General features: G+C 74.7%; 7 protein-coding genes. All 7 read right to left on the bottom strand.

Annotated elements, in window-relative coordinates; all coding sequences use genetic code 11:
- A complete protein-coding gene (locus MANAM107_RS07690; RefSeq protein WP_223907013.1) occupies positions 1–162 on the bottom strand; it encodes a hypothetical protein in 162 nt (53 codons plus the stop codon).
- Between the two features lie 13 nt (positions 163–175).
- A complete protein-coding gene (locus tag MANAM107_RS07685) occupies positions 176–2,134 on the bottom strand; it encodes a serine hydrolase domain-containing protein (RefSeq protein WP_223907010.1) in 1,959 nt (652 codons plus the stop codon).
- Positions 2,135–2,330: 196 nt separating this feature from the next.
- Positions 2,331–4,082: a restriction system modified-DNA reader domain-containing protein gene (locus MANAM107_RS07680; RefSeq protein WP_223907007.1), complete on the bottom strand. Its 1,752-nt coding sequence runs from the start codon at positions 4,080–4,082 to the stop codon at positions 2,331–2,333.
- A gap of 148 nt (positions 4,083–4,230) precedes the next feature.
- Complete coding sequence (locus tag MANAM107_RS07675; RefSeq protein WP_263421886.1) at positions 4,231–6,822, bottom strand: transglutaminase-like domain-containing protein; 2,592 nt, start codon at positions 6,820–6,822, stop codon at positions 4,231–4,233.
- Positions 6,819–8,177: a DUF58 domain-containing protein gene (locus MANAM107_RS07670; protein WP_223907004.1), complete on the bottom strand. Its 1,359-nt coding sequence runs from the start codon at positions 8,175–8,177 to the stop codon at positions 6,819–6,821. The genes MANAM107_RS07675 and MANAM107_RS07670 overlap by 4 nt, the downstream gene beginning before the upstream one ends.
- Entirely contained in the window at positions 8,174–9,196 is a 1,023-nt protein-coding gene (locus MANAM107_RS07665) for an AAA family ATPase (RefSeq protein WP_223907001.1), read from the bottom strand. The genes MANAM107_RS07670 and MANAM107_RS07665 overlap by 4 nt, the downstream gene beginning before the upstream one ends.
- A 272-nt stretch (positions 9,197–9,468) precedes the next feature.
- Complete coding sequence (gene ppdK / locus MANAM107_RS07660; protein ID WP_223906998.1) at positions 9,469–12,183, bottom strand: pyruvate, phosphate dikinase; 2,715 nt, start codon at positions 12,181–12,183, stop codon at positions 9,469–9,471.
- Positions 12,184–12,378: the final 195 nt, after the last annotated feature.

Raw genomic sequence — 12,378 nt, 5'->3', positions numbered from 1 at the left:
TCATTGTCCCTGCTCATAGGCCGGCAGGGCCGCCAGCAGCGGGGAGGCGGTAGTGATCCGCCGCCTGCCCGCCCGGCCGCGCGAGGAGATCACCGGAGCGGTGCTCGCGGGCACGACGGCCGGGGCCACCGGTGCGCTGCCGCCCCATGGCACTGTCCTCATCCCTCTCCTCCTCCTAGTAGCGGGTGCCGGAGGTCAGCAGGTTGGCGGACCAGGCCACCCAGGCCAGTGCCACCAGGCCCAGGACAAGCAGGCCGGAGACGGTGATGCGCCGCCATCCCTCCCGGCCCCGCAGCGCCGTCCACAGGTCCCAGGCCGCCGGGACAATCGCCAGGACGCCCACCCACTGGAGGATCTGCATGACCCTGAGCAGCAGATCGCTGGAGAACTCGAGGCTGGAGAAGGCCAAGGACCATATCACCAGCCAGCCGGGGGTGACCAGCAGGGCGATGAGTCCCCCGATCCGGGCGAGCCGGCCCGCCCAGGGCAGCGCAGGAGAGGCCTGCCCGCCGCCACGGATCGCCCTGCGCCTCAGCACGGCACCGACCGGCCAGGACACCAGGACGATGACGAGGAGCACCACACCACCGGCCAGCACAGGCAGGAGCAGCTGCGTGCTCACGCCAATAGGCAGGAGGGTGTGGGGCCCCACGAATGACAGGCGCACGCCCGGCCCGCTGGTGTCGGCGGCAATGCGGTCATAGCCCCCGACCCGCTGCCACACCCAGGGCTCGATCTCCTCATACTCCAGGGTCTGCCCCTGAGCGCTGATCACCAGGTTGCCGTTGTCCCGGGCCGAGACGCTCACGGTCTGGAGAGGGGCGAAGATCGCCAGGGAGGTGGTGAAGGAACCACGCGCCACCTGGTAGCTGCCGGCCACCTGCGCGGCCCGCTCGCGCGACTGCTCCGGATCCGCCTGCTGGCCGGCGGCGCCCGCCTGGTCGGCGTCCTGCTCGGCGGGGAAGTAGCGGTCGGTGAAGCCCTCCATGAGATCGGTGCGGATGGTCCCACTGGCATTCTCAGTGCCGCCACCGTTCATGGCGATGAAGATGCCGACGCCGTCCTCGGGGTAGATCTCAAAATCGGAGTGGAAGAAGGCGGTGTCTCCGCCATGCTCGACAATGCGGTGACCGTTGCGCTCATAGATCCAGTAGCCCAGGCCCATGCGGTCGCCCTTGGCCAGGTCGCCCAGCCCCTCGGGATCGGGGTTCGGGCTCCACATCTGCTCCCAGCCCGCCTCAGAGAGCAGCTCGGGGGAGCGCTCCAGCTGGGCGATCATGAAGGCCGAGAAGTCCGGGGCCGAGGCGGTCAGCGCCCCCGCCGGCGCATTGACCGACTCGAAGGGCTGAGCGGGCTGGTCCGCAGTGGTGTAACCGCCGGCCATCCTGTCCTCCAGCTCGGCGGGCAGGGGCTGGGCGTAGGTCGAGGAGCCCATGCCCGCCGGCTCCAGGACATGCTCACGCATATAGTCCTCGAAGGGCTGCCCACTGGCGCGCTGGACGATGTAGCCCGCCAGAGCCATCCCGTAGTTGGAGTACGCCGGGGTGGTCCCCGGGGCGAAGACCTGCGCCGGCCGGTCCTTCTTGACCGCGGCCTCCAGGTCCGAGGGGCCGCCGCCGGCCTCGATCACGGCCTTGGCCTTCTCCTCGAAGCCCGCAGTATGGGTGAGCAGGTGGCGCAAGGTCAGGGGCTCATCGAAGCCCCGCTCGATCTCGAAGTCCAGGTAAGCACTGATGTCCTCATCCAAGTCGAGCTTTCCCTGCTCCACCAACTGCATGACCGCGATCGAGGTCGGGATCTTCGAGATCGACCCCACCCGGAACAGCGTCGACTCCGCATCCACCGCCACCGGATCACCACCACCGACGCCCGTCTGCGCCCAGCCATAGCCCCGAGTGGTCAGCACCTGGCCGTCCTTGACCACACTGACCACAGCCCCCGGAACACCGCCGTTCTTCAGCGCATCAGGCAACTGGCCATCCAGCCACGCATTGACATCCTGCGCCGTCAACTCATGGGTCCCGCTGGGAGCCTCCACCGGGGGCGCGCTGGCGGGAGGGGCACTGGAGCAGGCCGCCAGCAGCGACAGCAAAGGCAGCAGGACCAGGACCGCCGCCCGTCGGATCGTGCTCATCGTCATCTCCTCGGCCCGCGGGGTCGGGGAGCTGCGGACCGGGATCAGCCTGGAGCACCGGGCTGTCTACCCTCTAGTGGCCCGCGATGGCACTGGCCCTACGACCAGCGATGCACACGACCCACCCGTGAGGCTGAGGCGCCCGGCCCGGTGGTCGGCCGTAGGGGAGGGACGCCGTACGGGAGGGATACCCCGCTCAGGAGCCCGACCGGTCCTGGGACAGGCGCTCGCGCAGCTCGCTGAGGTGGGGGCCGCGCAGTCCCAGGCGCCACACGCGCCACCCGTCGGCGTCGGTGACGTTCTGGGCGGCGTTGGCCGCTGAGGTCGGGTCGGTGAACTTGCGCCCGTCGGCCAGGGTGATGATGCCGGCGGCCGACAGCTGCGCCTCGTGGTAGATGCCGCGGCGCAGCCCCTGCCAGATGATCCGCTGGGGGCGGTCGAAGCTGGAGGCGATGGCCACCAGGTCGTCCTCATCCTTGGCCGATCCCCGCGATGGGGGGATGGCGGCCGCAGCGGGCCCGCCGCCCGCCGCCCAGGAGGAGCCGGTCTCCTGCGTCGATGCACCGCCCGCCCCCGTGCGCAGGGAGCTGCGGGTCAGGCGGGGCGGTGCCTGGGGCACCGCCGGGGACGGATCGGCCTGGGCCGCGGCCGGGCCCCCGTGGGCCGGCCCGTCCGCCTGCCCTGCGCCGGCGGCGGGGATCTCCTGGGTGGTGCCCGACGACGCACTGGGCGCCTGGGCGTCTGGAGGACCGCCCGCCTGCGTCGGCTCGCTGCCGCTGCCGCCGGTCTCAGGGCCGCCCACGGCGTCGGAGGCGTGCACGCCGCGCCGCACCACGGCCTCCCGGCGGGCCGAGACGGCGGCGTGGGCACTGCGCCCCGACGATCCCCGCCTGGCCGGCTCCGCTCCCCCGGATCCCACCGGTCGCGATTGCCTGGAGGCGGCGCTCTCCTCGCCGGTCGGTCCAGCACCATGCGCTGCGCGCTTCGTACCGCCCGGGGCCTCATCCGACCGACCGCCGGCCCGGGAGGCCCGCCCGGGCGCCCCCGGGGAGGAGGAGTCCCGCTCCGCCGCCTCTGAGCGTGCGGCCTGACTGGGCGGCTGCGGGGCGCCCTCAGGGGCGGCGCCCTCCTCGGTGCCGCTCGACTGGGGAGTGCGGCGCATGCCCGCGGCGCCACGGGCTCCAGAGCGGCGGCCGGCACCGGAGGCGGCATCCCGGCGCCGGTGCGGGGCGCCGTCCGAGCCCCGGGGCATGACGATCTCAATGGGGCCGGTGACCGGATCGGCCTTGGGCCGGGCCGCTCGGGGCGCCGAGGCGCCCGGGGCGGCCTCCTGGCCGGTGCGCTGCTCCGGCCCGGTCAGCGAGGGACGGGGGGCGCGGGCCACGAGCAGGGGACCCTCGGCGTCCAGGGAGCCGTCCACGATCTGCTCGACGACCACCACCACGCGGGCCTCATCGACCACGCGCACATCGACCTCGTAGAGCTCGACCCCCGAGCCGACGAGCACCGACAGGCTGGAGCGCACCTCGGGTGCCAGCGCGGCCGTCACCAGGGTCAGCCGGGGACCGGCCTCGACCTGGGCGGGCATGGCCTCGCGGAACTCGTTCCAGTCCTCGCGGAAGGACACCAGCCCCCCGGCGTAGCGCCCGGCCAGCTCGCGCCTGCCCAGGGCGGCGGTGGCGGTCAGCCGGGCCATGGCCGCCATGACCTCGGCGGCACTGAGGGACTGCAGGACCTCGACGAGCACCACCTGCCCGGTGGCGTCCAGGGCGGTCAGGCTCTCCCCGCCCGTGACCCGGCCCCACTCCAGGGGGAACAGGGGCCGGCGCAGGACCTCGACGATCTGGCGCTGGAGGGCGGCCAGGCTACGGGCCCGAGTATCAGCATCCGCCGAGCGCCCCAGTCGCACCGGGAGGAGGTGATTGCCGTCGAGCTCGTACATGGCCATGGAGAAGAAGCCCTTCCTCGTCGTGCATCAACCGCCGCCAGTGCGGGGCGCACGTCTGCGGCGCCCCGCTCATCCTCTCATGATCACAGTTCGGCAGCGATACCGTCTCGTGTCCTGCTGGCCTCATCCGCACCCCGCCCGGGCGGCCTCACCCGGGCCTGCGGGGCGCCCGGCCACCCGGGCGCAGGCCCGCAGGGAGCAGGCTGACCGGCGCCAGGACGGCCACCAGGCGCCGGGCCCGCCCCGCGGCGGCCCCCAGCGCCCGCGCACTGGCCTCCAGGGCAGTGAGAAGATCCTCAGCCGGTCCCCCGGCCCGGCCCGCGGGGCCGTAGCGCTCGGCGACGACGGCCCGCCGCAGGGTGCGCAGCGCCCTCCTGGCCTCCCGGCCCGCCTCGCCGGGCGCCGCCTGGGGCCTCCGGGCCGTCTCGGCCGCCTGGAGCACCCGGGCCAGGGCCTCCTCCACCGCCCCCTCGGTGGCGGCGCGCCCACCACCGGCGGTGGGCAGTCCCAGATCCTGGGCGGTGGCCAGCAGCTCATCCCAGGCGGCCTGGGCGGGCTGATCCCCGCAGCGCACCCGGGCCAGGCGGCGGCGCCGCAGGGCCTGGCGCGCCAGGGCCGGCGCGCCGAGCACCGCCAGGGCGGCCAGGCCCGCGGCCACCGCCATGGCCGCCCCGGCCAGGCGGGCCGCGATCCCGCTCTCGGCGCCGGGCTGGGAGCCCTGCGACGTCGACGGCGCGGTGGGCTCCGCCCCCGGCACACCCGCCGCCGGCGTGCTCGACTCGGGCGGCGCGCTGGGGGTGGCCGCGCCCGCGGGGCTGGTGGCCGGTGCGGGACTGGCACTGCCCGTCGTCGTCCCCTCATCGGCGGCCAGGCCGGCGCCGCCGGGCGTGGGCTCGAAGGCCACCCATCCGGCGTCGTCAAGCCAGACCTCGGGCCAGGCGTGGAGCTGGTGGCCGGTGACGGCGGTCCACTGCTCGGGCCCGGTGCTGCGCGAGGCGTAGCCCACGGCGATGCGGGTGGGGATGCCCTGGGAGCGGGCCATGACGGTGAAGGCGGAGGCGTAGTGGACGCAGTAGCCGCTGCGGGTGCCCAGGAAGGCCTCGATGGAGGCCATGGCAGAGGTGTCCTGGGCGTAGGGGGCGGACTCGTCGTAGGTGAAGTCCGGCCCGCGCAGCCGGGCCACCAGGGCCGCCGCCTGGGAGGCCCGGTCCGCCCCGGCCGGGGAGACCGCCTCCTGGGCGAAGGCGGCGATGGCCGGCGGGGTCTGCTCGGGCAGGGCCGTGTAGGCGCTCAGGGCCTCGGCGTCGGGCGGGGCCGGGGGCAGGGGCACCGGCGTGCGGGGGCGCCCCTGGGCATCGGCCACCGCGCTCCACCCCAGGAGGCTGTAGGTGCTGCCCGGGTTGAGGGGGGTGGCGCCCGCAAGTGCCGTGGAGCTCGCCTGCACCCAGCGCCACTGCCCCAGCTCGGGGACCTCGGCCTGCGCCCCCGGGGGCAGGGAGTCGGGTGTGGCCACCGGCTCGGTGACCAGGGCGGTGGACTGGAGGGTGGGGAGGCGGTCGGTGCGCAGCCCCTGGGTGGTCAGGGTCAGGGCGCCCAGGGTCTCGCGCGCCTGCTGGGCATCCAGGCCCGCGGCGGTGACGGCGCCCCCGGCGGTCAGGGTGCTGGGGGGATCGCCCGCCCGGAGCTGGTCGACGGCCAGGTCCTCGGCGGTGGCGTCCGGCTGCCAGACCTCCTCCTCCAGGGTGGTGATGACCCCCAGGGTGAAGCGCAGGCTCTCGCCCTCGGCGGCCTGGCCGGTGTAGGAGAAGGCCGTGGCGTTGGAGCCGCGCACCAGGTCGCGGGACAGCCCCACACTCAGGTCGGGGACGGTGGAGGAGGCGCCCTCGGGGTTCCACACGTGGTCCGGGGTCGTGGGGGCGCTGCTGATGAGGCCCCCGCCCAGGGCCAGGGCCGCCAGCCCCATGGCCAGGGCGCTCAGGCGCCGCAGGGGCCTGGGGCCGTGGGCGTTGCCGGGGCCGTGGCTGCGCGCGGGCCAGTAGCGGGCGGGGGCGGCGATGCTGATGAGGCCCAGCAGGCAGGCACTGACGGAGACGAGGGTGGCGGTGGGCGGCGTCGTGCTGAGGAACAGGGCGGGCAGCAGCAGGAGCCCGGCGGGCAGCAGGCCGCTGACGGCGATGGCGTCCCCGCCCCCGGCCGAGAGCACGGCGCTGGTCCAGGACAGCAGCAGGCAGGACAGGAGGAGCAGTGAGGCCATCGCCGGTGCGGGTGCCACCGGGGGCACGCCCTGGGAGATCTGCGCCCGGACCGCCGCCATCGCCCCGGAGGGCTCATGCCACCACATCTCGGGGAAGGGGCCGGCGCGCCCCGCCCAGGCCACCGCGCCCGCACCGGCGGCCAGCCCGGCCAGGATCATCATGAGGGCCCGCTGGGGCCACAGGCAGCGCCCCACTCCCGTGACCAGCACGGTGGCGGCGCAGACCGCGAGCGCCTGGTACAGCCAGGGCCCCGTGGCGAGCAGGCCGGTGAGCGAGTCAAGGCCCAGCCACCACAGGGCCGTCAGCAGCAGCGCGGCCAGGAGGGGCTCCAGGCGCCCGGGGGCGCTCATCACCCGGGCGCCCGCCTCCTGGGCCTGGAGCCGGGCGGGGGCCGGGCCGCCCGCGGGGCGGTGGGGCGTACGGAGCGCGGCGGGGGCAGCGGGGCGCTGGCCGCGGCGGGAGTTGCTGGTGGCGCGGCGGCTCATCGGTGCCTCCCCCAGGAGTGCCCACGGGCCTCCACCGTCCGCCAGGTGGCCGGGACCCGCGCCGTCGGGGTGGTGGGGGCGTCGGCGGGCTCGGGCGTGGTGACCTCAGGCTCAGGCGAGGAGGCGGCCCTCCCATGGCCGACCAGGACGAGGGTGCCGCGGGCCCGGGGATCCAGCGCCGGGTGGTCGCCCGGCCCGGGCGAGGCCGGGCCCGGGGCCCCGGTGAGCAGCACATCGGCGCGCAGAGCGGCCGGCAGTGGGCCGCCCAGTGCGCTCAGGGCCGGCTCGTGGTGGGCCACGGCCCGGCGCAGGGCGTCGAGGGGGTCGGGGGCGCCGTGCTCCAGCAGCGCCAGGACCCGGGCCAGGGCGGGCACGCGCTCCTCCTCGCAGCGGTAGCGCAGGCGCAGCCAGGACGCCTCCCCCGCCCGCCCGGCCTGCGGCGCACCGCACCGCGACAGCAGCAGCAGGTCGACGCTGCGACGCTCCTGCTCCCAGGTCTCGATGACGCCGGCGGCCAGGGCCACGGCCGTCTCGGCCTGCTCGGGGCCCTGGTAGGCCCCGAGGTCGACGACCAGGGCCAGGCGCGGCCGGGGCCGGGCCTCGTGCTCCGGCTCGGTGACCACGAGCCGGTCCAGGCGGGCCGACTGCTTCCAGTGGATGGAGGCCAGGGCGTCCCCGGGCCGGTAGTCCCGCAGGCTGCCCACGCGCTCCTCGCCCTGCTCCCCGGCGCGCCCGCCCGGCCGCAGGCTGGCCTGCGGCGCGGCCAGCGTCTCGGGCAATGGCAGGGGCTGGGGCAGGACCAGCACGGTCAGGCCCGCCCCCAGGGGCAGGCGGGCGCGGGCCAGGCCCAGGGGCTCGATGACCTCGATGCCCAGGGCCTCCAATGGGGCGGGGCCCCGCCGGGCGGCGCCGACCATCAGGAGGCTGGTGCCCCGCTCCAGGGGGGTCAGGGCCGGGGCGCTGGGGGCCTGGCCCACCCGCCAGGCGACCCAGGCAGGCAGGAATCGGGGCAGGAGGCAGCCGGTGCGGATCTCCACCCGCACCCGCTGGCCCACCTGCGGCAGGCCCAGGAGGCTCAGCTCCGCGCGGGGGCGGCGCAGCAGGTTGGCCACCACGATGACCACGACGGCGAGCAGGGCGGTGGCCACGGGGGCCAGCAGGAGGAGGGCGGCGTGGGTGAGCAGGTGCAGTCGCAGCAGGTACCAGGCCAGGGCCATGAGGGCGGCCAGGGCCACCAGCCCCCACCCCCGTGCGGTCAGCCCCACCCGGGGCAGGCGGACCGGGCGGGGCGGGCCGACCGGTCCGGGCCGCTGGACGCCGGGGGCCGGGGCGGGCGGGGAGAGGACCCGGCTCACCGGCCCGGCACCTTCGTGCGCGCCACGATGCGCGCCAGGACCTCCCCCGCGGCGGCATGGGCCTGGGCGGCCGAGGCGAAGCGCCCGGCCGGGATGAGGCGGTGGGTCAGGGCCCCGTGCGCGGAGCGGGCGACGTCGTCGGGCGTCACGAAGTCCCGGCCCCTCATGGCGGCGCGGGCGCGGGCCAGGGCGGCCAGCTGCAGCCCGGCGCGCGGGCTGGCCCCCAGGGACAGGGCCGGGTCGGTGCGGGTGGCCCCCACGAGGGCCACGATGTAGGCGGCGACCGGCTCGGCCAGGTGCAGGCCGGCCACGGCGGCGCGGGCGCGGCGCACGTCCTCAATGCCGGCCAGGGGCCTCAGCGCACTGAGCGGGTCGGTGCCACGGCGGGCGGTGTGCATGGCGGTCTCGGCACCCGGCTCGGGGTAGCCCATGGAGATGCGGGCCATGAAGCGGTCGCGCTGGGCCTCGGGCAGCAGGTAGGTGCCCTCCATGTCCAGGGGGTTCTGGGTGGCCACCACCATGAAGGGCTCGGGCAGGTCGAGGGTGCGCCCCTCGACGCTGACATGCCCCTCCCCCATGGCCTCCAGGAGGGCGGACTGGGTGCGCGGGGTGGCCCGGTTGATCTCGTCGGCGATGACCACCGAGGCGAAGACGGGGCCGGGGTGGAAGCGGAAGGCCCGGGTGGACTGGTCGTAGACGCTCACGCCGGTGACGTCGGCGGGCAGGAGGTCGGAGGTGAACTGGATGCGGGCCGCGCTCAGGTCCAGGCAGCGGGCCAGGGCGGTGGCCAGGGTGGTCTTGCCGACCCCGGGCACGTCCTCGATGAGCAGGTGGCCCCCGGCCAGGAGGGTGGCGATGGAGGTGTCCACGGCGCGCCTCTTGCCCACCACGACCGATTCGATCCGCTCCCGCAGGGCACTGGTGAGGGCCTGGAGGGACCCGGTCCACTCGTGGGGTGTCGGCGATGAGGGCCGGGGGCCGGCGCTGCCGGGCGGTGCCGAGGGCGCTGCACTGGTCATGATGCGATCATGGCACGCCCGCCGATCGGGACTCGCGCTGCCTCACCCTCAGCAAAACGGCTAGTCCGCGCAGAGTGCGAGGCTCCCCGGCCCTGTGGTCCACTGGCCCGCCACAAGGCCGCCACTGGACCCCTCCCCGGCCCCCAGTGGGCTCCTCCTGGGGGCTCGCCCGATGAGTGCGGCCGGGCATGCGCGGCGGCCCGCGGCCGGTGCCACCAAGGGCCTCGGCCGCGGGCCGCCGCGGGAGCGCTGGTGCGCTGCCCCCGGGAGCGCTACTCCTGGGTGGAGGTGAACACGGCCGCGCGCCCGGCCTCCAGGCGCGCCACCGGCACCCGGAAGGGCGAGCAGGACACGTAGTTCAGGCCCGCGCGGTGGAAGAACTCGATGGACTCGGGGTCGCCCCCGTGCTCGCCGCAGACCCCCAGCTTGAGGTCGGGCTTGGTCTGGCGCCCGCGCTCGGCGCCGAGCTCGACCATGCGCCCCACGCCGCGCTCGTCGATGGTCTCGAAGGGCGAGACCCCGAAGACGCCCTCCTCCAGGTACTCCTTGAAGAAGGTGCCCTCGACGTCGTCGCGCGAGAAGCCCCAGGTGGTCTGGGTCAGGTCGTTGGTGCCGAAGGAGAAGAAGTCGGCCTCCTCGGCGATGGTGTCCGCGCCCACGGCCGCGCGGGGCAGCTCGATCATGCAGCCCACCGGAAAGTCCAGCTCGTAGCCCGAGGCCTGGGAGACCTCGGTCAGTACGGCCTCGACCCGCTCGCGGGCGATCTGGAGCTCGCGCACCGAGCCGATGAGCGGGATCATGATCTCGGGGCGCGGGTCGCCGCCGGCCTTGAGGCGCTCCACGGCGGCCTCGGCGATGGCACGCACCTGGAGCTCGATGAGCCCGGGCATGGTCAGCAGCAGGCGCACCCCGCGCAGGCCCAGCATGGGGTTGGCCTCGTGGTTGCGGCGCACGACCGCCAGCAGCTCCTCATCGGCCGGGTCCAGGGTGCCGCGCTCGCGGTCCAGGGCCACCTTGACGCTCAGCTCGGTGAAGTCCGGCAGGAACTCGTGCAGCGGCGGGTCGATGAGGCGCACCGTCATGGGCTTGCCGTTCATCGTCTCGAACATCTGGACGAAGTCGCCCTTCTGCAGGGGCAGCAGGGCCGCCAGGGCGCTCTCGCGCTCCTGGGGGGTCTGGGCCAGGATGAGGTTCTGGACGAACTGCTTGCGCTCGCCCAGGAACATGTGCTCGGTGCGGCACAGGCCCACGCCCTGGGCGCCGCGGTGGATGGCGTGGCGGGCGTCGTCGGGGTTGTCCGCGTTGGCCCGCACCTCCAGGCGGCGGACCTCGTCGGCATGGCGCATGAGGCGGTCCACGCTGGTGATGAGCTCGCGGGAGTCGACGTCGCCGGCGGCGTCGAGGGCCACCTCCAGGCCGCGGCGCAGGTAGGTCATCACCGGGGAGTCGGCCACGGGGACCTCGCCGAGGAAGACCTCGCCGGTCTGCCCGTCGATGGCGATGGTGTCCTCACTGGTGAGGACCAGGTCCTCCCGGCCCCGTACCCGGATGGTCTTGGCGGCCGCGTCGACCTCGAGCTGGTCGGCGCCGCACACGCAGGTCTTGCCCATGCCGCGGGCCACGACGGCGGCGTGGGAGGTCTTGCCGCCGCGCGCGGTGAGCACGCCGACCGCCGCCACCATGCCGGGCAGGTCGTCGGGGTTGGTCTCGCGGCGCACGAGGATGACCGACTCGCCGGCCTCGGCGCGGGCCACGGCCTCGGCGTTGTCGAAGACGATGCGGCCCACGGCCGCGCCCGGGGAGGCCGGCATGGCCTTGGTGATGAGGTCGTTGTCCCCGGTGTGCTCGAACTGGGGGAACATCAGCTGGGTGAGCTGGTCGCCGGTGACGCGGGTGAGGGCCTCGTCCTTGGTGATGAGCTTCTCGTCCACCAGCTGGGTGGCCACGCGGAAGGCCGCGGCGGCGGTGCGCTTGCCCACGCGGGTCTGGAGCAGCCAGAGCTTGCCGCGTTCGATGGTGAACTCGATGTCGCACAGGTCCCGGTAGTGGGTCTCCAGGCGGCGCATCGCGGCGCGCAGCTCCTTGTAGGACTCCGGGTCGATGGTCTTGAGGTCGGACAGGGACAGGGTGTTGCGGATGCCCGCCACCACGTCCTCGCCCTGGGCGTTGACCAGGTAGTCGCCGTAGACGCCGGAGCGGCCGGTGGAGGGGTCGCGGGTGAAGCACACGCCCGTGCCGGAGGTCTGCCCCATGTTGCCGAAGACCATGGTGCACACGTTGACGGCGGTGCCCAGGTCGTGGGGGATCTTCTCACGGCGGCGGTAGATGTGGGCGCGCTCGGTGTTCCAGGAGCGGAAGACCGCCTCGGTGGCCATGTCGAGCTGGGCGCGCGGGTCCTGGGGGAAGTCGATGCCCGCGTACTCGCGCACGATCGCCTTGTACTCCTCGACCAGCTCGGTGAGGGCCGCGACATCCAGCTCGTAGTCCAGGCTCACGCCCCGGTCGGCCTTCTTGGCCTCCAGGGCGGAGGCGAAATGCTCGCCGTCGATGTCCAGGACGGTCTTGCCGAACATCTGGATGAGGCGGCGGTAGGAGTCCCAGGCGAAGCGCTCGTCCTGGCTGGCGGCGGCCAGTCCCTTGACGGACTCGTCGTTGAGGCCGATGTTGAGCACCGTCTCCATCATGCCCGGCATGGAGAACTTGGCGCCCGAGCGCACCGAGACCAGGAGGGGGTCCTCGGCGGCGCCGAGATGGCGGCCCAGCTCCGCCTCGACCTCGCGCAGGGCGGTGGTGACCTGGACGGCGAGCTCCTCAGGGACCTCACCGGTGGCCAGGTAGGCGCGGCAGGCGTCGGTGGTGATGGTGAAGCCTGGGGGGACGGGCAGGCCGAGACGGGTCATCTCGGCGAGGTTCGCCCCCTTGCCGCCCAGAAGGTCCTTCTGGTCCTTGTCGCCCTCGCTGAAGCGGTACACGTACGTGGTGGGCATCATCGCCTCTTTCGGTATGTGGTCCTGATGGGACTGGTGTCAGTGGACTGCGCGCCTGCGCGCGTCAACGGCCCCACTCTAGTGTGACCTCAGTCCTAGATCAAAAACGCGGCGCCCTGCGAGCCGCCCCTGCCCCGGAGCTGCACATCTTCAGCCCGCGGGCCGACGGGATTCTGCGGAAGAACCGGCCCCGGG

Origin of the sequence: Actinomyces capricornis (genome assembly GCF_019974135.1) — a bacterium.
Taxonomy (GTDB): domain Bacteria; phylum Actinomycetota; class Actinomycetes; order Actinomycetales; family Actinomycetaceae; genus Actinomyces; species Actinomyces capricornis.
Note: the sequence above shows the minus strand (reverse complement) of the source record. Positions and strands in the feature narration are given on the sequence as shown.

Excerpts from the sequence above, each read along its gene's own strand:
- MANAM107_RS07690 (WP_223907013.1), bottom strand. The coding sequence starts at position 162 with ATGAGGACAGTGCCATGGGGCGGCAGCGCACCGGTGGCCCCGGCCGTC.
- MANAM107_RS07685 (WP_223907010.1), bottom strand. The coding sequence starts at position 2,134 with ATGAGCACGATCCGACGGGCGGCGGTCCTGGTCCTGCTGCCTTTGCTG.
- MANAM107_RS07680 (WP_223907007.1), bottom strand. The coding sequence starts at position 4,082 with ATGGCCATGTACGAGCTCGACGGCAATCACCTCCTCCCGGTGCGACTG.
- MANAM107_RS07675 (WP_263421886.1), bottom strand. The coding sequence starts at position 6,822 with ATGAGCCGCCGCGCCACCAGCAACTCCCGCCGCGGCCAGCGCCCCGCT.
- MANAM107_RS07665 (WP_223907001.1), bottom strand. The coding sequence starts at position 9,196 with ATGACCAGTGCAGCGCCCTCGGCACCGCCCGGCAGCGCCGGCCCCCGG.
- ppdK (WP_223906998.1), bottom strand. The coding sequence starts at position 12,183 with ATGCCCACCACGTACGTGTACCGCTTCAGCGAGGGCGACAAGGACCAG.